Origin of the sequence: Kriegella aquimaris, assembly GCF_900103215.1 — a bacterium.
Classification (GTDB): domain Bacteria; phylum Bacteroidota; class Bacteroidia; order Flavobacteriales; family Flavobacteriaceae; genus Kriegella; species Kriegella aquimaris.
This window is the reverse complement of sequence record NZ_FNGV01000003.1, coordinates 392,240-415,261: the sequence shown is the minus strand read 5'-3', so window position 1 is coordinate 415,261 and position 23,022 is coordinate 392,240. Positions and strand designations below refer to the sequence as shown.

The 23,022-nt window shown below is 38.1% G+C and carries 22 protein-coding genes; 8 read left to right on the top strand and 14 right to left on the bottom strand.

Going from position 1 to position 23,022, the window contains the following annotated elements:
• Positions 1 to 16 precede the first annotated feature (16 nt).
• The 7 genes from BLS33_RS09565 to BLS33_RS09540 form a co-directional block, all read right to left on the bottom strand.
• On the bottom strand, positions 17 to 553 hold the full coding sequence (locus tag BLS33_RS09565) for an acyl-CoA thioesterase (RefSeq protein ID WP_089887892.1): 537 nt from the start codon (positions 551 to 553) through the stop codon (positions 17 to 19).
• 292 nt (positions 554 to 845) lie between these two features.
• On the bottom strand, positions 846 to 980 hold the full coding sequence (locus BLS33_RS25300; RefSeq protein WP_262495067.1) for a hypothetical protein: 135 nt from the start codon (positions 978 to 980) through the stop codon (positions 846 to 848).
• 98 nt (positions 981 to 1,078) lie between these two features.
• Complete coding sequence (locus tag BLS33_RS09560; protein WP_089887890.1) at positions 1,079 to 1,516, bottom strand: hypothetical protein; 438 nt, start codon at positions 1,514 to 1,516, stop codon at positions 1,079 to 1,081.
• Positions 1,517 to 1,570: 54 nt separating this feature from the next.
• Entirely contained in the window at positions 1,571 to 1,966 is a 396-nt protein-coding gene (locus BLS33_RS09555; RefSeq protein ID WP_089887887.1) for a cupin domain-containing protein, read from the bottom strand.
• A 129-nt stretch (positions 1,967 to 2,095) separates the two neighbouring features.
• Positions 2,096 to 2,908: a hypothetical protein gene (locus BLS33_RS09550; RefSeq protein ID WP_143017597.1), complete on the bottom strand. Its 813-nt coding sequence runs from the start codon at positions 2,906 to 2,908 to the stop codon at positions 2,096 to 2,098.
• 184 nt (positions 2,909 to 3,092) lie between these two features.
• A complete protein-coding gene (locus BLS33_RS09545; RefSeq protein WP_089887883.1) occupies positions 3,093 to 3,860 on the bottom strand; it encodes a hypothetical protein in 768 nt (255 codons plus the stop codon).
• 38 nt (positions 3,861 to 3,898) lie between these two features.
• Positions 3,899 to 4,471 carry an ester cyclase gene (locus BLS33_RS09540; RefSeq protein WP_089887881.1) on the bottom strand — a complete coding sequence of 191 codons (573 nt, stop codon included), beginning with the start codon at positions 4,469 to 4,471 and terminating at the stop codon, positions 3,899 to 3,901.
• A gap of 157 nt (positions 4,472 to 4,628) precedes the next feature.
• Between BLS33_RS09540 and BLS33_RS09535 the strand changes: the two genes are divergently transcribed.
• The 3 genes from BLS33_RS09535 to BLS33_RS09525 all read left to right on the top strand — a co-directional run bounded on the left by BLS33_RS09535 (position 4,629) and on the right by BLS33_RS09525 (position 8,560).
• A complete protein-coding gene (locus tag BLS33_RS09535; RefSeq protein ID WP_089887879.1) occupies positions 4,629 to 6,590 on the top strand; it encodes a sensor histidine kinase in 1,962 nt (653 codons plus the stop codon).
• Position 6,591: 1 nt separating this feature from the next.
• Positions 6,592 to 7,323 (top strand): response regulator, encoded by a 732-nt coding sequence (locus BLS33_RS09530; RefSeq protein ID WP_089887877.1) that lies wholly within the window; start codon positions 6,592 to 6,594, stop codon positions 7,321 to 7,323.
• 73 nt (positions 7,324 to 7,396) lie between these two features.
• Positions 7,397 to 8,560 (top strand): glycoside hydrolase family protein, encoded by a 1,164-nt coding sequence (locus BLS33_RS09525; protein WP_245731353.1) that lies wholly within the window; start codon positions 7,397 to 7,399, stop codon positions 8,558 to 8,560.
• Positions 8,561 to 8,574: 14 nt separating this feature from the next.
• Here BLS33_RS09525 and BLS33_RS09520 read toward each other — a convergent pair whose 3' ends face one another.
• The 5 genes from BLS33_RS09520 to BLS33_RS09500 all read right to left on the bottom strand — a co-directional run bounded on the left by BLS33_RS09520 (position 8,575) and on the right by BLS33_RS09500 (position 14,333).
• The gene (locus BLS33_RS09520) at positions 8,575 to 9,336 is read right to left on the bottom strand and encodes a LytR/AlgR family response regulator transcription factor (RefSeq protein WP_089887875.1); all 762 of its coding nucleotides are present in this window, start codon (positions 9,334 to 9,336) and stop codon (positions 8,575 to 8,577) included.
• On the bottom strand, positions 9,333 to 10,370 hold the full coding sequence (locus BLS33_RS09515) for a sensor histidine kinase (RefSeq protein WP_089887873.1): 1,038 nt from the start codon (positions 10,368 to 10,370) through the stop codon (positions 9,333 to 9,335). The genes BLS33_RS09520 and BLS33_RS09515 overlap by 4 nt, the downstream gene beginning before the upstream one ends.
• Positions 10,371 to 10,492: 122 nt before the next feature.
• The gene (locus BLS33_RS09510) at positions 10,493 to 11,077 is read right to left on the bottom strand and encodes a hypothetical protein (protein WP_143017596.1); all 585 of its coding nucleotides are present in this window, start codon (positions 11,075 to 11,077) and stop codon (positions 10,493 to 10,495) included.
• A 276-nt stretch (positions 11,078 to 11,353) separates the two neighbouring features.
• Positions 11,354 to 12,649, bottom strand: a complete 1,296-nt coding sequence (locus tag BLS33_RS09505; protein ID WP_089887868.1) for a DEAD/DEAH box helicase — start codon at positions 12,647 to 12,649, stop codon at positions 11,354 to 11,356.
• A 130-nt stretch (positions 12,650 to 12,779) separates the two neighbouring features.
• The gene (locus BLS33_RS09500) at positions 12,780 to 14,333 is read right to left on the bottom strand and encodes an NAD(P)/FAD-dependent oxidoreductase (protein WP_089887866.1); all 1,554 of its coding nucleotides are present in this window, start codon (positions 14,331 to 14,333) and stop codon (positions 12,780 to 12,782) included.
• A gap of 294 nt (positions 14,334 to 14,627) precedes the next feature.
• Between BLS33_RS09500 and BLS33_RS09495 the strand changes: the two genes are divergently transcribed.
• The 4 genes from BLS33_RS09495 (at position 14,628) to BLS33_RS09480 (ending at position 17,533) form a co-directional block, all read left to right on the top strand.
• Entirely contained in the window at positions 14,628 to 15,965 is a 1,338-nt protein-coding gene (locus tag BLS33_RS09495; RefSeq protein ID WP_089887864.1) for a 2TM domain-containing protein, read from the top strand.
• Between the two features lie 132 nt (positions 15,966 to 16,097).
• The gene (locus BLS33_RS09490) at positions 16,098 to 16,400 is read left to right on the top strand and encodes a 2TM domain-containing protein (protein WP_089887862.1); all 303 of its coding nucleotides are present in this window, start codon (positions 16,098 to 16,100) and stop codon (positions 16,398 to 16,400) included.
• Positions 16,400 to 16,717 carry a 2TM domain-containing protein gene (locus BLS33_RS09485; protein ID WP_089888181.1) on the top strand — a complete coding sequence of 106 codons (318 nt, stop codon included), beginning with the start codon at positions 16,400 to 16,402 and terminating at the stop codon, positions 16,715 to 16,717. The genes BLS33_RS09490 and BLS33_RS09485 overlap by 1 nt, the downstream gene beginning before the upstream one ends.
• Before the next feature lie 60 nt (positions 16,718 to 16,777).
• Positions 16,778 to 17,533 (top strand): LytR/AlgR family response regulator transcription factor, encoded by a 756-nt coding sequence (locus tag BLS33_RS09480; protein ID WP_089887859.1) that lies wholly within the window; start codon positions 16,778 to 16,780, stop codon positions 17,531 to 17,533.
• 73 nt (positions 17,534 to 17,606) lie between these two features.
• On the opposite strand, the gene BLS33_RS09475 is transcribed toward BLS33_RS09480, so the two are convergent.
• On the bottom strand, positions 17,607 to 18,800 hold the full coding sequence (locus tag BLS33_RS09475; RefSeq protein ID WP_089887856.1) for an LETM1-related biofilm-associated protein: 1,194 nt from the start codon (positions 18,798 to 18,800) through the stop codon (positions 17,607 to 17,609).
• Between the two features lie 414 nt (positions 18,801 to 19,214).
• Here BLS33_RS09475 and BLS33_RS09470 point away from each other — a divergent pair, with 414 nt between their 5' ends.
• A complete protein-coding gene (locus BLS33_RS09470; RefSeq protein ID WP_089887853.1) occupies positions 19,215 to 19,466 on the top strand; it encodes a hypothetical protein in 252 nt (83 codons plus the stop codon).
• Between the two features lie 626 nt (positions 19,467 to 20,092).
• Here the strand turns inward: BLS33_RS09470 and BLS33_RS09465 are convergent.
• Positions 20,093 to 22,333, bottom strand: a complete 2,241-nt coding sequence (locus tag BLS33_RS09465; RefSeq protein ID WP_089887851.1) for an efflux RND transporter permease subunit — start codon at positions 22,331 to 22,333, stop codon at positions 20,093 to 20,095.
• Positions 22,334 to 23,022: the final 689 nt, after the last annotated feature.

Here is a 23,022-nt window from a genome sequence, read left to right as displayed (position 1 = left end):
AAAGATTTTATAAGAGTTATATTCGGTTAGCTTTTAAAAGTTGGTAATCCCTGTTGAAAATTTCATGTATTTCTTCAGGTGGATTCATTTCAGCTCTAGTTACCCCAGAGTTCTCGAGTATCATTCGCATATCTTGGGCTTTTTTGTTCTTCCAAAAGGCCGCCCTTGTATAACCTATGGCACATAATTGATTATTTTGTGTAAAGACCTGTTTATGGTATACCCATTTGTCATCCCAACCTTCGAGTACCAATGTAATATGGAAAGTAGACCACATTTTTAATGGTTTTTTGTAAATGATTTTTTGGGAACCCAAAACCGCGAACATTCCTTTTTTGACGGTATTGTCATATAATTGCGAACGAAACATCTTTTCAAAACGAATAAAATCCATATAGTAGGCATATTTCGAATTGGACATGTAGCGAAATGTGTCGCAATCTAAGATGCCGACCCTCCTTTTTCTAGTTTGATTCGAAATCAAATCTACTTTGCGCCAGAATAGCCTTGACCCTATAAAAATATAGAACAGATGTAGCCAATAGTAGAGCATGGGTGTATTGTTTATACAAGAATTTTATTGTTCATGGCACCGGCTTGATATTTATTATCGACATATTGTTGAAAACCGGTGCATTTGCTTGTTCCTATGATTAGTACTGTTTTCATAATTAGTTTTTTTATTTTAAGGAAGTCATCGAAGGATCGGCACTGGCAAAATCAACTACATTTTTCCAAGAACCGTCTTCTTGTTTTTTTTCAGATGGTAACCACTTTATTATAAAACACCATCTTGTTCCCCAGCGAATCGTTCATGCCTATCACATTGTTTTCAATCAAATAGCCTAATAGGGGTTGCCATCGGCCAAGGAATTTCCTTCGGCCTCGTTCCAGAAAATATTTTCGTCCATAGCCGCAAGCACGACAGAAATATTGCCTTCTGCAAAGGCATTGTAAATATTTTCAATTATAGTTTTCATACTATTTACCTTTAAAAACCTAACAGGTTTCCACCCAGTTTCCCCCGAAATTTCAAGATGGATCGGCCCGTCAGGTTTGGTATCGTTTTTACATTTAACTATTTCTTTGCCAATTCGGGAATCTCCTGATATATTTCATCAGAATGGGTGATAACGTATTTATTCCAATTCTTAAAAAAAGCGTTACGTTCATCCTCGTTCGACCAAGCCGTCTCCACCAATTCAGTTTGTCTGGTGCTTGCGGCATCGATATCGTTCCAATTGGCGTACTCAGTAATAATTACAAGATCACGCAGATCGGCTCCGGAGATATGGTGCATTACTTTTTCACTGATTATCTTTTCATTTTTTAGGACCACTTTTTCCGAAAATTCTTTCATTAGGCCATTCAGTTCGGCACGAGTACCATCTTGGGGTACTTGTAACTTCCAAGTGGTTACCGTATAGTAATGTCCATCATCTTGCCCAAATGCAGCGGTTGTGAAAAAGAGGGTCATAATAAAAAGAGCTCCTACTAATGATTTAATTGTTTTCATAAAATTTTGGTTTTAATTATTTGGATATTATTCTTATAACTCAGATTTTTTGTTCTATTCCGGCTGTGACTTCAACTCCACCAGAATAAGTTCTGATTTGTTGTCTCCTAAGCTTTTGGGTGAATGCTTTCCGGCAGGTGCCCAAATAGCTTCACCGGATTTCCTTATGTCCTCTATCGTGGTTCCATCGCCTATCTTCATTTCTGTATCTCCATCAGTTAAAAATACGGCCACGCCATCGGGATGTTCGTGCATCACCGATTCTTCACCCGGACCGTAACTGATACGTAACACACGAACTTGATCATTCTCGAATTCTACAGTGTAATGTTTGTCATCTACCACTGTTGGGTCTTGACCCAATGCTTCCGTTTGAATTGTTATGACCAAGCCAACCAATGCTATTGTGGACATTGATGATTCTCCGATTATTTTTTTTAAAGTCTTCATAATTTTAGAGATTTTTTACCCATTAATTTTTGTTTGTGACGTTGTACACTTATTTTGCTTCTACTATAAAAATTGCAGGATGTTTTTTACTTTGATGGCCTCAACTTCTAAAGAGCTGTGAAAGTGATGCTACTGCTGCGGAGCGGTTACCACTTTAACTATTCTGTACACAAAGCTGATGCGCTGATCCGTTTCCAGGGCCATAATTTCGGTGAGTCCTTCCGTTGGAAATACCGTATTCTCATCCCATGTGGGATCCAGTGTTTCCTTCAGGGTGGAATAAATGTCAACGGAAATCGTATTGGCCTTCATTTCAGGTCCTGAGGGAGACAGTATTCTAGAATTTCCCCAGGCCTTTTGTTTGTTTTTACCACTATCCATTGCTGATTGAATAAAAGGGCCCCAATGTTTGTCTTCCAGCGCAACTAAATTTCCTGGATTAGACGCATTGTGATAAATCATTTTAATAAATTTATAATCGTTTTCTGGTTCCGCATTACTGGCCTTTACCCAGCCTTCGGGTTTTACGAATAACATGTGGTTTACTTTACTCATCGAAGAGGTTTCCATTTGATCCATAGGTACGTTGGGCCAAACCGCTGAAGGATTCCAGATTTCGCCCATGTTGGCGTTGTCGATATCTTTGTAAGTGTTTATGAATAGGATATTTGGAGAGTTTGGCATGTCAAAGCCGCCCACTTTCTCGAACAATCCCCAAAATGTCAGATTTCCTTTAGCTATGGCACTTTCGGCAACCTTGCTCCAATACTTGGTTTCCCTGGCAATAAATTCTTCCATTTGGTCCTGTTGCACCTGTCTGTATTGATACACACTAATGCCTTTGTTCTCGTCGTCCTGAGCATTCATTTTAAAACTAAAAAGAAAAACAAAAAGCAGTAGTGCTTTTATAAATTTCTTGACGTAGTGAATTGTTGTTTTCATAATAGTAGCTTTTAACATTTCGACTTTCATTAATAATTTTTGTATTTGCCCAAAAAACAAGCAGACTGGTTATGGCAATAGTTTGGTCGATTTTCTTTATGAAGAAGCTAATTCAAATCAAAATCTACTTAATACTGCTAGCCATGTGGTTGTCCCAAAATTCCCAGCCTGCAAGTTCATTATCTTAATTTGATGAAGTATAGCCTAAATCTGGCTTCATTTCTCCAGTCTCAACTTCATATTTTAGAACATATTCGAATATTTCTTCAAAGAGTTTTTTACCTTCTTCACCCAAAAGCAAATCGTTCTCAGCCGACTTTTTGGCATAGTCAGCCGCATCTTTAGCGGAAAGTACGGCTACATAATAATCACCCATATTTCCAAATCCGTTATGGTATATTCGGTAGTATTCTTTGGAACCCTTTTTTTCATATAGGGCCTTTAGCTCTTTCATTTTTCCTTTGAGGTTTTGGATATTATTAGGGGCCACACGCAAAAAATGCCATTTTCTAAAATTTTCTCCCTCGGTTGCGGTACTAACACCATCGGGCATATAGGTAAGTTCATTGTTCAGGTACACTATATAGTCCCCGTGTTTATCATAGCATTCGTTGAATCTTTTAAAAATATCTTTAAATGCATCTTCTCCCATTTTTTCGGCTAATGGGGCAAATACGCTCTTGTCAAGTTCTGCCATATTTTTTATAGGGGATATGGTCAAATACCTACCCGTGTTGGTTGCCGCTGTTTTCCAGCTTATATCTGCCAGTTTATGGGTTTTACAGGCTTCCGCAAACTCTTTTGAAACCTGTTCATATGCTTTAATTTTCGAGGGTTTTACTTGGTCTTCGTGTACATAGAAGGCTTGGTTCTTGCTCTCTTGAGCATTTAAGAGGTAAAGCGGCAGTACCAATAGTGCAGCGAATAAAACTTTGATTTTTAGTGTCTTCATGATTACTTTGGTTTTTGGTAAGGTTATTTAGTAAAATATTAATCGGTGATGGGAGGGCTTAGTGTAAACCCTAGTTGTTGCAAAAGTGCTAGTTCGTTGTAATACACATCTTCTTGGGCTATTTTACCCTGTTTATTGAACAATAATGTAGAGCATCCGGTCACATTTACCTTTTTTCCTGTGGGGGGCGATTCTCCGAACACTCCGTTATTTGTACCCTTAAATGTCCAATGCGCAAATAATTTGTTGCCCTTCAGAATAATCTGTTCAACGGACATTTCACAATCGGGAAAGCCTTCAATAAATATATTTATGTTGGCTTCCATTTCATTCTGATGGGTGGCCACGGTTATTCCATTCAGTGTTCTAATATAGTTTTCAGCAGAGATTACTTTTAATTTTTCCATATCCCTATTGTTCCATCCATCTTCAATAAGACTCTCAAAGTTGGTTTTTATAGTTTCTTCCAAAGTAGTCTGTAAGTCCGTTTTTGACCGTTGCTCTTTACAGAATACCAATAGAAATAGAAGTACAGCAGGCGCTAGTATGGATATTACTTTTTTAATAGCCGTTAATTGATGCTCCTGAAAAGCAGTCTTCCTGAAATCCATATTTAAATGAATTGATTCTAAGGCATATTCGAAAGCAATGTTGGACGAATGGGTACTATTTATGTCCGAAGGCTGTTTTTTATTTATCGAAGAATAATTAAATATTTAATTGTATATTAACATGTGTTCTCCCTATAGTTAATAACCGAACTGAAAAATGGGAAGCTTTTTCTATAAAGCTGTTTTTATCCTTATCCTTTCTTTTTTGAATTGCAGGGCAGTCTTTTCCCAAATTGTGGACTTCGACCGCGAAAATACTTACAAAAAGGTTTTTGTCGATACCGATAATTTTGGGGCATCTTATTTAGATATTTTAGAAGAAGCCTATCTTAAATCAAAACCTGATTCTCTCCGATTTTCTATTTTAAACGACTTGGCTTACTATTCACATACCCGCAACCTCATTACCGCATTGAAGTTTGCCGAGCAAGGACTCGAACTTACCAGCCTTAAAAACGATACCCTTTGGCACGGAAGGTTTCAGATTACCGAAGGAGCCATACTGTTGCGTATGGAAAGGCTCGATAGTGCCCAAGCAGTTCTTGAAGCAGCAAGGAACAAAGTCCTGCCTATAGATCGGGCTTTTCTGAATATCCAATTAGGTTATGTATATGAAAGAAAAGGGCGGTTACAAGAGGCTGCCGATTACGCCCTTGACGCGCTGAAGATAGGTGTTGAACTAAATGACAGGAAAACTATGGCAATTGCCTATAGTGACCTGAGCAATCTTTTTTGGAAACAATCAAAATTTGAAACGGGACTTGAGTATGGGCTTAAGTCTTTAAAGCTATTTGAGGAACGCGGTATTACTGACCTCGATTATGATTTTACGCTCTATGTGGTGGGTAACAACTACCTGGCCCTAAAACAATATGGCGAAGCCCAGAAATACTATGAACACGCTATTATAATTGGCGAACGGTACGGCTTTTACAATAATTTAAGTGATGTATATATATCGTTGGTAGATCTTTATGCTTATCTCAATGAATTTGAGAAGGCTAGTAAAGTCGGTGCAAATGCCGTAAAATATGCAGAATTGCTCAAAAATGATTTTATGGAAATGCGATCGTGGCTATCCATAGGTAAAATGCAGAATGTACAGGGTAAATATACATCGGCAATTGAAAGCCTCAAAAAATCTATAACTATTGCGACGAACGACTTTGGCGATGCTTACTATTTGAGTCAGGCCTATGAAACATTGGGCAAAGCATATGCGGGAAATCATGATTATCAAGAAGCTTATCAGGCTTTTGCTGAATACGACGCTCTAAAAAGTCTAATTTTTACGGCGGAGGCGGATCAGCGAACGGCTTTGCTACGTACGGAGTTCGATGTAGCGAACAAAGAAGGTACTATTCTAACGCAGGAGAGCGAACTAAAAAAACAACAGACAAGGCAGACGTTGATTACCATTATAGCTTGTCTCTTATTTTTGTTGTTAGTGTTGTCATATAAATCCATTCAAAACAATAGAAAGAAGAATGAATTATTAAGAAAGCAGAATAGGGAAAAGGAGTTTTTGCTAAAGGAAATTCACCATCGTGTAAAGAACAACCTTGAAATTGTCAGCAGTCTTCTGTCCTTGCAATCGGCACAGACGCAAGATTCGGGCATAGTAGATGCCTTTGAGGCAAGCAAGCATCGTGTGCACAGCATGGGTATGATTCATCAGAAACTATATATGGGCAAGAACTTGGCTGCTATCGAAATGCGCGATTATTTTATACACTTAGCGGAATATAGTGTAAACGTATTCGGGGTTGAGCAACGGGTTTCCGTAATTGTCGATATGGGCCCTCTTGAGCTTGATGTTGATATGGCGATACCAATTGGTCTTATGGTTAATGAACTATTGACAAACGCAATGAAATATGCATTTCCTGAAGGGGCAAAAGGAAAAATTAGAATCAGCTTGAAGAAAATAGGTCAAATATTTCAATTGGAGGTGAACGATAATGGTGTGGGTAAATCTCATAGGGATGAAGTTCACGGAACAGGTTTTGGAACTCAGTTGATAGCGTTGTTGACCCGCCAATTAGATGGTAAGATGACACTCAAAACAGATCAGGGTACCTTAGTTTCTATTCAATTTCAATCGAGCAAAGCGGCTTAATATGGATAAACTCATGCGTATATTGATCGTTGAGGATGATATGATTATCGCAGCAAATCTATCGCTTCAATTGACAAGTTTGGGATATGAAGTAACCGGTATCGAATCACGGGGAGAAGAAGCTATAACGCATGCCATAAAAAATACACCTGATATTCTCTTATTGGATATTAATCTTAAGGGAAAAATTGACGGCATCGAAACCGCCAAGGAAATTCAAAAGCATCAAGATATTCCGATTATTTATCTTACTGCCAATTCAGATGAGGCTACATTCGAGAAGGCTAAGAGCACACATCCCAAAGCTTTTATTGCCAAGCCTTTCAACAGGTTAAACCTGCATAGAACCATTGCCTTGGTCGTTGAGCAATTAAAGAATGGTAAGGAGGTGAATTCTAACCCTCAAGAAATGGAAATTTTAGAAGATCGAATCTTTATTCGTCAACACGGGAATATGGTCAAGTTACTTTTAAAAGACATTCAGTATATCGAGGCTGACCGTAATTATTGTACAATTATGACTGATAGTGGCAGTTACGTGTTGGCCACTACATTGAAGGTAATGGAAGAAAAGCTTTCCAAATCTCATTTTCTTAGGGTTCACCGCTCTTTTATGGTCAATCTTTCACAATTGGATGCGGTTGCAGAACATCATCTTGAAATCGGTCGAAAAGTTATTCCTCTAAGCAAATCGAACAAAGACCTTTTGCTTGACCGTATTCGTACCATCTAGAATGGCATTTATTAAAATGCGTTGGTGGTTTCAGCTAAGCATAGGCTGCCCCGTGTAAAAAAGAGTGCATTTTATGGAAGAAAACGGATTTTCTTTTGGAAATTTGAATCCGATAAAAATATTAGAAAGAATGATGAAAAATTTCTGCACCCTACTTACCCTAGTGTTTACCTTTATTTGCTCGGCCCAAAGCCCAAAAATCCCAGTATATGCATGGATGGGTGGCCCTGGTGAGGCTACTGACCTAGAGCTTGCTGCCCAATTCAAAGACCTTAAGGACAAAGGTATTGACGGGTTGCTGTACAGTGGGGGGCATGATCCTAAAACTTATGAAAGGGTCGGTAAGTTTGTGAAAGCTGCAGGAATGGAATTTCATACATGGATTCCGACCATGGTGCAAGGAGACCCAAAACTGAAACCGGAATGGTTCGGGGTCAATGGTCTTGGGGAGTCGGCACATGAAAAGCAACCTTATGTCTCCTATTATAAGTTTCTATGCCCGAACAAAGAGGAGGTCTATGATTACCTTGCCGAAATATATGGCAATGTTGCCGATGTGGCCGAGGTCGATGGCATCCATTTAGATTATATTCGATATCCTGATGTAATTCTAGCGCGCGGACTCTGGGAAAAATACGGACTTATTCAAGATCGCGAATTTCCGGAATATGATTTTTGCTATTGTGACACCTGTACTTCCGATTTTAAAAAGAAATCGGGTATCGATATCAAAAAGGTCGAAGATCCTTCCCACGTTTATGAATGGAAACAATACCGCTATGATGTAATCACAAAATTGGTCAACCGTTTGTCGGATATGGTTCATGAAAAAGGAAAAAAAATCAATGCGGCGGTATTTCCCGGTCCCTCGATTTCTAAAGAATTAGTACGTCAAGAATGGAATAAATGGAACTTGGATGCCTTTTTTCCTATGAACTACAATGATTTTTATATGGGAAATACGTTATGGGTAGGTAGTGTGGTCAAAGAAGAGGTTGCCGCGGTGCCGAATACGCCTGTATATAGTGGACTTTTTATTTCCCCGAGGCCTTGGAATAAAGCGAATGAGGATGATCCTGAAGGTCATGGCTTGCTTCCAGAAGAATTAGGTGATGCGATTAGGGAATCAATGGAAAACGGGGCGAAAGGTATTTGTTTGTTCACCCCGGGCCGTATGACCGATGCCCACTGGGCAGCTTTTGAAGAGGCTATACATAAAGAGTATCAAAAGAAATAGGTCTTCTACCTAAATCAGGAATTCATCCATTTTTTAAACTCTGTGGCTTTCGCTTTGCTGACGATGATCCGTTCTTCGTGTACCGGTTTGGTATTGACGATAAGTTTACCATTGAAATAGTATTTAATAATGGTCACTGCGTCCCGTCGTATAATAAATTGTCGGTTTACCCTATAAAAATTATTGGGGTCTAAGTCATGCTCAATATCTTCTAGTTTTGTCTCCATAAGATAAGATTGGCTATCGGAGGTGACGGCTTTTACAACGCCCGTGTCGATATAGAAGAAGGCTATTTTTTCTGTTTTAAGTGGAATTAATTGGTCACGCTGGTTGACCAAGTAAGTAGTTTTGTAGGCTTTATTCTGTGATTTTATCAGGTCAAGTAACCCTTTCATTTGTGAGTTGGATTCTTTTTTTTCCGTTTTTTGCGTCTCGAATTGATTCAGGGCTTCTGAAAGTTCTTCTTCATCAATAGGCTTAAGTAAATAGTCTATACTGTTGACTTTAAATGCTTTTAAAGTGTATTGGTCGTAGGCAGTTGTAAATATAACCGGAGCGTTTATGGCTACTTTGTCAAAAATTTCGAACGAAAGCCCATCGGCCAAATGTATGTCCATAAATACAAGCTGTGCATCATGGGGCTTAGAAAAGAAGGATATGGCTGAGGTGACGGAATCCAAAAACGTTATGACTTCTATAGTGCGGTCTATTGAATGAAGCAGGTAAACGAGGTTTTCGCAAGCTGCAAGTTCGTCTTCTACGATTACAACTTTCATGAGGTAGCATTTAAAGGAAGTTCGACACTAAAGGTACTATTTTCTCTACGCACTGTTATTTCTTGTCTGCTTATAAGAAAATACCGTTTTTTCAAATTTAAAAGTCCGTTTTTAGTTCCTTCCGCAAGTGTTGTTCGCGGTCTTATCTGATTCTCGACAAAGATTGAATTTTCCTTGGCATAAATAGAGACCTTTAAAGGATTGGTTTCTGAAATTTCATTGTGTTTTACCGCGTTTTCCACCAACAACTGCAATGCCAGCGGCGGAATTTCCGCAGTTAAATATTTTGCTTCGATGTCGACATCAATTATAAAGCGGTCCCTATATCTGGTGCTTATCAGGTGGGTATAGCTATCGAGAAATTTTAGTTCATCTTTTACCGTGACCAAATCTTTATCACTGCTCTGTAAGATATAGCGGTACATAAATGATAATTTTTTAACGAACTGTGAAGCTCTTTCGTTCTCTCGTACAAGCGAGGTCAACGTGTTGAGGGAATTGAACAAGAAATGCGGGTCAATTTGATTTTTCAGGGCTGCAAGTTCATTTTGTAAATTTTCTTGTTTTAGACGCTCATTTTCAATCATATTGTCGTGCTGAATAATCTGCATTCTCAAAATTCTAGCTATAAAAAACAAAATGATTAGTACAATGGCACATATGAAAAATAAGAATCCCTTTTCTTGTTTGGAAAGTGGGGTGCCGACCAAAATAGGGTGTAGGTATTCCAATAGAGCCAAACCACTTATCAGAACAACGATGTTTGCAAGAAGCAGCAAAACGGTATGTGGTAGTCGAGCGAATTTAGAGGTGATATAGGCCCAATTGGCATTAAGTTGTAAGATGAGCCATGAAAAAGCAAAAAAGAAGAGTAGGCGTACCAGAAAATCCATGATGCGTTCGATGGAGAAGTCCATGTCTCCTGAACTGATCATATTGTAGATATAGATTGTTTTAGGAAGCGAGACTAATATCGAAATGAGAAGGGAAATCTTAACTAATTGTGACTGTGCAACCTGCTTTGCGACCACCATTTCTATCTTTATTTTTTAAATATACTGTTTTAATGCTTTGTTTTGCCCACCATTAAGTCGTTGAAAAGAATAAGCTTCCGATTTTTGTCGAAAGCTTATTCCTCCAAAAGTTTTAAAAATTCTTATTTAGCGTTGGCGTCAAAATCTTTGGGAAGATAATCCGCAACTTTAAATCCGAGAGTAATCTCTTCTTCCTCTTCAACATAGATAATATCGTTCAAGTTTAACCTTGCATCACTGTATGCATCGAAACCTTCTGGCAAGTAATTAGCTGTGTCGAAGTCTAAAACAGCCTCCTCTTTTTCTTCAATGAATAAAATGTCGTTCAGGTCTAATTTTGCAGGTTGGTAGGCGTTAAAACCCAAGGGTAAATAGTTCGAAGTGTCAAAATCTAGAACTATTTCTTCCTCATCCTCAATGAATGCAAGCTCCTTAAGGCTGAATTCCATGTCTTTATATGCGTTGAAGGCAATAGGTAAATAGGCAGTCGTATCAAAATCCAAGACGATTTCTTCTTCCTCTTCAATAAAAATTATGTTTTTAAGGCTTAAGCTTTCCGCTTCCATTTCTGGACAGTTTCCATTGGTAAAGAAGGTGCTCGTTTCTGTTTTGATTTCGTTGGTATTATTCTGATTCTCATGGCCGGAAAAATTTGAAAACAGCATAGTTAATACACCAGTTGCTAATACGAGACTTAATTTTATCATGATTATATGTTTTTAGGTTACGCTTGTTATCGGGATTTATTCCTGATTACTTGGGCAAATGTAAAGGGACATACGTGATGATAAAGGAGGTTTCTGGGTGAAACGGACAGATTGGCAAGTGAAACGTCTTAGATGTAAACTGAACCTTTAGCAGAAGAAACGAAACAGGGGTAGCCAAGAGCTTCGACCGGGCTTTCCAGTGCAATTCAATTCGATTATATAATGATTAAAAGTCGTGCGGGGTAGTTGAAGAACCGCTTTCTCAAAGAAAGAATATTAATCCCTACCTCTTGATTTATTACGGCTATTTCTGTTACGATTGTTCCCGCCTTTGTAATTTGGGTTTCCGGAACTATTCCTGTTTTGATTACGTGACCGGTTGTGATTTTGAGGTCGTCGAGGTTGTTGCTGAGGTGTATCTTCTTCCTCTGTATCGTCATCAACAAATTGATGCTCGGGCATTCGAGGTACTTCTTGCTTAATTAATTTTTCGATGTCACGCAAATATGGCCTTTCCTCCTTATCACAGAAAGATAAAGCAATGCCACTGGCACTGGCCCGTCCTGTTCTGCCAATACGATGCACATACGTTTCCGAGACATTTGGCAAGTCGTAGTTGATGACTAGCGATAGTTCTTCCACATCAATACCGCGAGCAGCGATATCGGTGGCGATCAGCACTTTTAATTTTCCATCTTTAAAAGCACCCAATGCCTTTTGCCGTGCTGTTTGTGACTTGTTGCCATGAATAGCGGCCGACCGAATACCGGCCTGATCTAATTTTTTTACAATTTTGTTCGCTCCGTGTTTTGTTCTTGAAAATACGAGTACCGAATCGCTGGGTTTTTCCTCTAGCAGATGCACCAAAAGTTTTGGCTTGTTCTTTTTGCTTACAAAGAAAACGCCTTGTTCTACTTTCTCTGCTGTGGCTTGTTCGGGTTTTATGGTCACACGTTCAAAGTCGCCCAGCAATTTTTTTGAAAGGGTTACAATATCGTTGGGCATGGTGGCCGAAAAGAAAAGTGATTGGCGTTTTGGAGGTAACTTGGCGATGATTTTTTTGATATCATGAATAAAACCCATGTCAAGCATTTGATCAGCCTCATCTAAAACGGCAAACTCCAGATCGCGAAACGAGATAAACCCTTGGTTCATCAAATCCAATAACCGTCCGGGAGTGGCAATTAAAATATCAACGCCGTTGCGTAAGGCCTGAACTTGCTTGCCTTGTTTGACGCCACCAAAAATCACCGTGTTTATAAGGCCGGTAAACTTACCGTATGCCGTAAAACTTTCCCCGATCTGAATGGCCAGTTCCCGTGTTGGGGTCACTACCAATGCTTTGATGCGTCTTTTACCTTGGCTACCGTTTTTTGCGGTGTATAAATGATGGAGGATCGGAATACCGAAAGCTGCCGTTTTTCCGGTGCCTGTCTGAGCAACGCCCAAAAGATCCTTTCCTCTTAAAAGAATAGGAATGGCCTGTGCCTGAATCGGGGTGGGGTTAGTGTAACCTTCCGCTTCAACGGCTTTTAATATGGGTTCTGCTAATTCGAGGTCTTTAAATGTCATCTATAAATAAAATAAGCCGCGAAGATACGTCTAAAGTTTGGATAACCGTGAAATGTGCCTAAATGCATGGGGTTTCGCTTTGTTGGAACGACCTCGGGGTGGCCATGCGGAAAAGTGAGACAGCGTTCGCTTAGAGCCCGGCTACAGCGGCTTCTGCACATCGTTCCCCATCCATAGCCGCCGAGACGATACCTCCAGCGTAACCGCCTCCTTCGCCACAAGGAAAAAGCCCTTTGATTTCAGGATGCTCTAAATTTTCATTTCTCGGAATGGTCACGGGGGACGAAGTACGTGATTCCACGCCAACTACATTGGCTTCTGAAGTGTAATAACCTTTCATTTTCTTTCCGAACGCATCAAAACCTTGTCGCAACCGGCTTCCTATCAATTTTGGCAAGAGCGAATGAAGGGGGGCGGACTGTAATCCCGGTTGGTAAGAAGTTGAATTTAGGTCTCGGGAAAGATGGCCTTCCACAAAATCGGTCAATCGCTGTGCCGGGGCGGTTTGTGTTCGCCCACCTGATGTAAACGCTAAACGCTCTAGACTTTTTTGATACTCCAATCCTCTTAAAGCACCAAACTTATCATATTTGGGAATATCCTCGTCCACATTTATTTCAACGACAATACCGGAATTGGCAAATTGGTTGTTTCTTTTGGAAGGGGACATGCCGTTCACCACAACTTCACCGGGCGCAGTGGCGGCCGGAACAATAAATCCGCCAGGACACATGCAAAAAGAATAAACGCCACGGTTCTTGACTTGATGCACAAGGCTATAGGCCGCCGCCGGAAGCATTTCGTTACGAGGGCCTTCACAGTGGTATTGGATAGAATCGATTATGTGTTGCGGATGTTCGACTCTGACACCCATGGCAAACGACTTCGCTTTTAAGGCAATTTTTTTCGATTCTAAAAGATAAAAAATATCACGTGCCGAATGCCCCGTCGCTAAAATAACGCGCTGCACATTCATTTCATTATTTCCATTTAAAATAATGGATTTCAATTCATTGTCCTTAGTTACAAAATCTGTTACTTTAACATTGAAATGAACTTCTCCACCATATTTTTGAATAGTCTCCCGTATGTTTTTTACTAATTTCGGCAGTTTGTTGGTGCCGATATGCGGGTGTGCGTCGATTAAGATTTGTTCGGTCGCTCCATGATGTACCAGGCTCTCAAAAATGCGGCGTACATCGCCACGTTTTAGGCTTCGGGTGTAAAGCTTTCCGTCGGAATAGGTTCCGGCGCCACCTTCCCCAAAACAGTAATTGCTGTCTTCATTTACGATATGGTCGCGATTGATCGCTTTTAAATCGCGACGGCGTTCTTGCACGTTTTTACCACGTTCCAATACCACGGGTTTGTAACCAAGTTCTAGACAACGTAGTGCCGCCCACATACCAGCCGGTCCGAATCCAACGATATGCACTGATTTTGCATTGGATACATCTTGGTAATCAAAACTGTATTCTTTTTGTTCGGGGAGGTCTTCCTTAGTGTAAACCACTAGTTTGTAGTTGAAGACGATAATCGGTTTTCGGGCATCAATGGATTTCCGCAACACCTTTAATCGTATGTCTTTTTCTGAAACCCCTAAATGCTTGGCTGTCTTTTTCTTAAGAGACCCTTCTTGAGCTTCTTCTTCAAGCGATAATCGTATCTGGAGGTTTCTGGTCATGCGGCAAAATTAAGGTAATTTTTAATGTTAATTTAATTGATTCGCCGAAAGGCGATTGTTGGGTGCCGTAGTTTTTACAGCCCACTCCTTAAAAATGACAATTGGGAACTTCCAAATTTTTAAAAATAAGGTTCTTTGTTACATTTGGTCTTGAGTTTTTGTAATTGCAAATAGAAAGGCTCTTTGATTGTTTTAAGTTGGTTGCCGTAAAAACTTCAAATAAACTTTTTGTTAACTTTAAGCGGAAGTCATGATTTTTTGGAAATGGCTATAAAATTGGAAAAGAAACTGTGAATGAGGAGATTTAGTAAAGATATCGGAAATGCTCTTTTGATAGGAACTCTTATCAGTATTGTCATACTGGTGATTCTGTATTTTATGGGAAAGTTCGATGAGGGCTTCAATTTTCAGATATTTTGGAGGGAATACTACGAGAATATGATTTTCTCGATAATCATCTATTTTTCAAATATTTATGTTTGGAGGTATTTCAATGAGCTATTCGGTGATGATATGAGTTCATTGAAGCGTTTAGTGATTGGAGTTCTGGGTAATTTTGGGGCGTCTATCGTGGCGATATTTGTATCTCGAATAATATTAGGCGTAGGCATTCGTCAAATCCCCTTATTTGAATTCCTGAAAAACGAAAGACCAAGGGATTATTATATTTCATTGATAATTGCCATGGTCGTCGTAGGTGTTTTCTACGCTTTCTATTATTACAAGCATTGGCAGGAAACCAAGGTCAAAGAGCAAAAAATCATAGCGGGTACGGCTTCGGCTAAATTTGATGCGCTCAAGAATCAACTAGACCCCCACTTTTTGTTCAATAGTTTGAATGTACTTACCAGTTTGATAGAAGAGGATCCCTTGCAAGCACAACGATTTACAACCTCTTTGTCAAAGGTTTACCGCTACGTGTTAGAGCAGAAGAACAAAGACCTGATAACGGTAGATGAAGAGCTTGAGTTTGCGAGAACCTATATTAAACTCTTAAAGATGCGGTTTGAAGAGAGTATTGTTTTTGATATTCCAGAGAAGAGCTCCAATTCCGAAGCAAAGATAGTGCCGTTGTCTTTGCAGTTGTTGCTTGAAAATGCGGTAAAGCATAATGTTGTGACTGCAGACCGCCCATTGCATATAGTCGTTCGTGAAGAAGAGGGTGTGCTTGTCGTCAGTAATAATCTCCAAGAGAAGCAAGTGGTCAAGAAAGGGAGTGGTGTTGGTTTGCGCAACATACAAGAACGGTATGGTATTTTAACGGATCGAAAAATAATTATTACTAAAACAGCTTCGGAATTTAGCGTACGGCTGCCGATGCTCATAAAACAAATATCAGTTATGGAAGCACAACAGACATTTATTGACGATAAGCGCTATCAAAAAGCGAAAGAACGTGTAGAGAGCATAAAGGGATTTTACTACAATTTGATCACCTATTGCTTGGTAATTCCCTTTTTGGCATACTTAAATTATCAAACGACGGGCTTCCCGTGGGTTATTTTTCCCATTGTTGGCTGGGGTTTTGGCGTCATCATGCACGGTCTTGAAGCTTTTCAGTACAATCCGCTCTGGGGGAAAGGTTGGGAAGAGCGTAAAATCAGGGAATATATGGACGAGGATAAATTCTAGAAAAAGGCCGTGGTTTGGTCATATTTTATCACTTTTTGCAGTCTATCCCCCTAAAACGACATTTCGGTATCCTCTTTTTTAATATGAGTGACAGTCTGACGAAATTTGAATAAACCAAATAAAAATAATAGCATGGAAAATTCTAACAATGAGAAAAAGTATATAAGGGCAAAAGAACGGGTGACTGCTATAAAGGGCTTTTATAACGGGCTTATCTCGTACGTTATATTCATTTCTTTTTTGGCAGCGCTTAATTATTGGATGGATGAGTGGAGATATCCCTGGTTTTTATGGGCGGCCCTAGGTTGGGGTATCGGGCTTTGCTTTCAAGCGGCAAAAGCTTTTAGGTTGAATCCCTTTTTCGGTAGTAATTGGGAGGAGCGAAAAATTAAGGAATTTATGCAGGAAGATGAAAAACAAAAACAATGGAAATAATGGAAGAAAGATATAATAACAAGTTTAGACGGGCCAAGAAACGAGTGGAGGAGCTTAAAGGTTTTTACATACACTTGTTCGTTTATATGGCCGTGAATGTTTTTATTCTGGTGGGAGTGTATTCTTCCGTTTCAGGAGATATGGATAGCTTTTGGGATTTAGGTCATTTCTTTACGCCCATATTTTGGGGTATAGGGCTTGCTTTTCATGCAGCGAAAGTGTTTGGGTTCAGTCCCTTTTTTAATAAAGAATGGGAAGAGCGGCAAATTCAAAAGTATATCGATGAGGATAAGAAGAATGCCGAGAAATTTAGGTAAGAAGAGGGGTTTATCGAGCTCTCTAAATCAAAAATCCAAAAAATTAAGACCAACCAATCAATGAGAACAATTATCATAGAAGATGAAAAGCCTTCGGCAAGACGTTTAAACAGGCTTTTGCAGGCTATTGGGGTCGAGGTCTCGGTAATGTTGCATTCCGTAGAGGAATCCATAGCCTGGTTCGAGCAGAATGAACACCCCGACTTAATTTTTTTAGACATTCAACTTTCCGACGGGCTCTCGTTTGAGATTTTTGACAAAATAGATATTCAAAGCTTTGTGATTTTCACTACGGCCTATGATGAATATGCGCTCCAAGCCTTTAAATTGAATAGTGTGGATTATTTGTTAAAACCGATCGACGATGAAGATTTGAAGAAAGCGGTAGATAAATATCAATCTCTGCAGCCAAAGACTAATAAGTTGACGCTAGATTTTGAGGAAGTAAAAAAACTATTGGTCAATCCGTTGGAAAGGGAATATAAAAAAAGATTCACGGCGAGAGTGGGGCAGCATTTAAAAATAATCAACGCTACCGATGTTGAATGTTTTTATAGCGAAAATAAAGGAACTTATGCCGCGACTTTAGATGGCCGAAATTATTTGCTGGATACTACCTTGGAGAATCTGGAGACCGAACTTTCCCCTGAAATATTCTTCCGTGTCAGCCGGAAGTTTTTTGTGAATGTCGACCATGTAAAAGACATTGTTTCATACACAAATTCAAGACTTCAAATCAAGTTAAACCGCTTTTCGGAGGCAGAAATCATTGTGAGTAGGGAGCGTGTACAAGACTTCAAGCTATGGTTGCAATAAAATATTTTAATATTCTGATATATAAATAGATGAATATAACAATAGATTTTTCTTATACTGTTAAAAAATCGTATTATTCGTCTTTTTCGACACGATTTTCATCAAAAGAAGAGGGTAAAAGTTTCGGAATCAATTTGATGAAAATAGGTAACAATACCGCGCCGCCTGGCAGCATAAAAATAGCCAACGAAGGAATACTTTTAAAGATATCGAGCAATTGATTTTGCACCTTCTTTTTCTCTTCAGCACTTAAATCGCGAAGAGTTGATTTCGATAAAAGGGCGACAAGTTCCTTACTTTCTGAAAGTTCTTTTTGCAGTCTTTTGCTATTACGTAAAATAAGTTTATTTACCACTTTGGCCATACTTTCATAAAGTTGAACGGCAAGATTGCTGTCTTTTAAATGAGGCATTCTTTTTGAATTCAACGAAAAGAAAGTAGTGACATCTTCTAGATATTTAGATATTTTGGCCTTCTCTAAATTTAAATCCTTTCCGATTCCGAATATGAATTCTGATTCTTTATAGTCCAACGATTTATCTTCCCATACGGTCAGGCAAGCCATATCTAAAAAATATTGATTCTCTGCTCTCGAATAATTATGTAGTAGCTTTTCTCGGTATGAACCATCGAAACTCTCATGTTCCGCATCTATAAAAGTCAATGATGAGGCGAATAATTGGGCTAGTCTTTCGTCAGTTCTGTTCTTTTCTTTGGAATTGAGGGCGTGATAGGTCAGATTTATAGCAATGTATTCGAGGTTTTGGGCATATGCCTTTATATCGGTTTCTCCCCTTAAATACTTTTTAAAGGTCAATACATCGATAAATAAAAGTGAGTTGGTGATAATGCTATTAAATGTTTTACTGATTACATTATCATCGAGATATACACGAGAGTCGATCAACAGTTCTAATTGTGCCGAAGTCTTTTTTCCTGTGAGTAGTTTATTCAGAAACGATATTTTGGCAACCTCCAGGCTGTTATAGAACTTAAAGATGCTTTCTAGAAAGTCTGTAAAATTAGAGTCTGGGTATTCAAAGCTATAGGTATAATAAAGAGCCGTAAGCAAATTGACCTTTGCATTTTCGTCTTCCGAAGGTCGATGTTGGGCCTCGATAAATTTTGGTCCGGACACATTGATACCGTAAATAAATCCGCTAATCTTAAGTTCTTCGTAGAGATCGTAAAAATCAGAAAAAAGATTTTTTTTCTCTTTTACGAGGAATCCAAATTTATCGATCCAACCAGCTGAGGATGGGTTCATGCACAGAAGATTTAAAACACCAAATTAAAACAAAATATGGGACATCCTTCTATATAGACCTTCTCGTTTCAAGAAATATAATTTTAAAAGTAGTTCAAAAGGGCTATAGATGACCAAGGATGTATTAACTAAATTTCAAACCTTTGTTTGATTTTTTCTTTTATAGCTACAGCTAAAAAATTTATTTCCTAGCATTTTTTTACCATCATAAACCAATCCCCTTTGACTAAACCTTCGTAGGTAAGGGCGATAACAATCTCAAAATTTAGAAAGATAAAAAGCAGCAAACTTAAAATCCGGCTTTATGCAAATTTGGCGGACTATTACGGTCATGATGGAAGAGTAAAAGATTTGTATAGATACTATTTAAAGTCGCTGAAACTATATTGTGGCAACATTTATGCTTAAAAGGGATTGTATAACTATAAAACACAACAGGATATAAGGGCTTTTCGGTTGTCTGAAATAGAAGTTGTCAATACACCGACGCCTGAGTCTTATACTCTTTTGCCCTACAGCTATCTTAAGGAACAGGAAAAGGGAAAATCCTTAAATATTGATAAGCGGTACATTGAAGGAAAAATTTTTGAACTGATGGTATTGTATCAAAATGTGGAAATTTATAAGGAGACAGGTGAAAAAAAAGTAAAATCAATAAAAGAATAATTTATGGCTATCATATATAAAATAGGTCTGTATGTGTAAGGATAAAATTCCTCATTAATAGCTTAGAAAAAAAGAATGTTTCGTCGGAAGCATATTCTTATTGATATTTCTCTTTTTTAGTAAGCTTGTGTATAAAATACACTCCCAATTACAAAAATTGAGGTATTTTCTTAGTTTAAACAAGTAATTTTCAGAATATTTTTAATTTTTTTGTAGGAGCATACAACAAAAATCACTATACTTACGTTCCGTATTTAATAATTGTAGTTTTTACACTAAATTTTTACCTTTTGCAACCGACATTTAAAAAATATAGCCACCAACTTTAATCCCCCGATATTTTATGGAATATGTTTTGTTTGCCTTGTGGATATCAGTAATGTTATTAGTAGCCTTTAAAGTCTTGATTGCACATAAAGCTTTGCGAAAGACATTGAAGTCTAGAAAATAGTAATTACCCTTTAATCAATATTTTTCTTTCATTTGCCACCGTGCTGAAAGGAAACTTCTACAGCTCTATATTTAGTATGCCTGATATGTTACATTCTTGGGCAAAATCGTTTGACCCTTCACTTTTCCACCTTGTTTAATCTTTTGTAGGATGCTACTAGTAAACGGATGTAAGATTACAACATCTTCCGAATCAGTATTGGAAGCAACAATAGATCTAAGATTAGCGCGGCCAATAGGGTCGTGCTTACTAGCAAACCAATCGTAATACTTGGTTTGTGAATTGAAAACAATAAAACCATGAACCCGAAAAATAGGGTAAGTGTGGTTATTATCAAAGCTCTCCCTGTTTCTAAGAATGTCTTTTCTAAGGCAGCTTCTTTATCTAACCCTGTTGACCTACAATATCGGTACTTTGCTAAAAAATGGATGGTATCATCGACCGCAATACCGAACACAATGGCAAATACAATAGAAATGGAGGCCTCGAGAGGAATGCCTAAAAACCCCAACAATGCTCCAGCAATTAAGAGTGGTAGTACATTCGGTATAAGTGATATCAGAACAAGTTTTACATTTTTATAAAGTATTGACATTAATAGCGCTACCATTAAGAGTCCGAGGGACAATCCTTGAAGTAAGCTATCTCTTGCATAGATCGCATTTTTATCCAATAAAAGTCCTTTGCCGGTCAGTTTAAATTGTAATAAGGCATTATCGGTTCGAGTCGCTACGAATGTATTTATCTCGTCGTAGATAGTATTTAAGCTATCTGCCCCTACATCTAAAACTTTTGATGTTATTCGAGCCTTTGTTTCGGTAGAATCTACAAACTTTAACAATCGCCTTTTGGCGAGGCTGTTGATTTCTTTTTTGTATTCTTCGAAAGTACTTTTTTCTATAGGTAGCGAATAATATTCCGATTTATTGAGATGATGTGCTCTATTGAGTGTCTTAAAAATAGAGGTTACCGATTGTACATTACCAATGGCGGCTATTGTTTTTAATTTATTTTCAACCTTTTCAATTTCCTTTACCAAAGCAAAATCTGTCACTTTGTTGGGCTTTTCGGTCGTAACAGCCACTTCTAACGGTCTAAAACCCGAATAATTCCTCTGAAAAAAAGTGAAATCTTTGGCAATAATACTTCCTTCTGGCAATGCATCCGAAAATTGATAATTAGTACTAATTTTCGAAATTCCCAAAAAACAGATAGGTATTAAAATTAAAGCACCGACTAGTATGGGCCGCTTTCTTTTAATGGTAAATGCATTTAATTTCGATAAAAATACTGACCATTTGAATGTTGTATCTTTCTCTAATAGCAGGTGTGTGGGCTTGACTATCAATAATAGTGTGCTTGTCAATAAAACGACTGTGATGTAAGCCACACCTACGCCTATAGCAGAATTAACACCAAAATTACTTATACTCTCCAATCGCGAATATAGTAGCGAAGTAAAACCAATGGCAGTGGTAATCGATGTTAATAACGTAATAAGTCCAACTTCTTTAAGGGTAGCTATCATAGCAGCTTCCTTATCTTCTTTCATCTGCATTTTTAGTAAAAAACTATCCATTATATGGATTACATCCGAAGTGCCAACAATCAATAATAATATCGGGTAGAAAGCAGCCAATGCATTCAGTTCTTTTCCTAGGGCAGATAAAACTCCTAAGAAAAGTAACAAGGCCATTACAATCGAAAAAAGTGAAATGAGAACAATGGCGATGCGGCGATAGACTAAAAGAAGTATGAAGAATACCAATGCCGTTGAAATAATAGTGGTTACGATCAACTCTCGTTTTTGCATCTGTACAATTGCTTCGAAGAAAAACGCCCGGCCCATAAGATGGTACTCGGTTAGTTCATTTTTTGTTAACGATTGGCGTACTTCGTTCAATAATGCCAATGATTGATCGTAATCGAGTTCATCGTCTGTTTCAAGTGCAATGACCATAGAAGAACCTTTCTCGTCTATCAGGGTGTTCAAAAAAAGCTCGTTTTTTTTAAGTTTTTCCCAATCGGCAGCGTACTTCGTAGAATCCTGTAAATGTATGATGGGTAGTCGGGTATAGCCAAAAGAAGTTTTTAAGGGATAAAATAACGTCGTGAGCGATTGACTTTCTTTTACAAAAGAGAACTTTTTTGAATCCATTGAAAATTGATGGAACTTTTCTAAAAAGCTACTTTCAAAAACAGTGGGCTTGTTTGCTATGGCAATTAATAGAAAATTGTCGTCACTTCCGAAGTCTTTTATAAAATCGTTGTAAAAAATTAGATCTTCATCCCCCTTCGGAAAAAATTGACTAAAGTCGAAAGAGAACTTTAAATTTCCCAACAGAAAAACCGACAGAAAGGCTAAACCTAAAAAAGTGGGTAGAATGGCTTTTTTTATTGCCAGAAATTTGCGCATAAATGTTTAGTTGTTTCGAAAGCGGAATCTCAAATCATCCAGATTATGGCAATTTAAGAAAACAGATACCTATTCGATTCAATGAATCTAATTATAATGAATAGATTGGCATTCATTCGAAAACTGTTTGATGTTGGCGGTATAATCCCGTAAGATGCGATTGTAATGACAATTTCTTACAGTGACTTTTTGATTTTCAGTATAGATAGCGTCGTCTTATGTATTATTTAGGTGTTTTTTTAGATGCGTATCTCTAAATCTTAGGTAAACGGTAAAACCAAAATACTTTTATACCGTAAGAAGTACACAAATAAAATAGAACTTTTAAGTTCTTAATGTGAACTCAATAAACTCTTATTGATTATTACTTCTTTGCGCTATATATAATTTTGATGTTGCTAACCTCTTTCAAAGTAATCTCAGCATATTATTTCTTACAGAAAAAAGTGGAAACGTTTAAAGCAAAGCAGATGAACGGAGCTAAACTATAATTTTTTTCATCTCGAATGCAGATTTATACATATGTATCGCACATAAACATTTTGAGTTTTTTTATATCGACCAGTAATTTAATCGGATGGGGCAATGAATAGGTTTGAATTTCAATATTTTGCCATTGTAATTTGAATTCATAACATATTTATTTTTTAAACATAATCCACTTGATGTGTACGAACTCGTTGGCTATG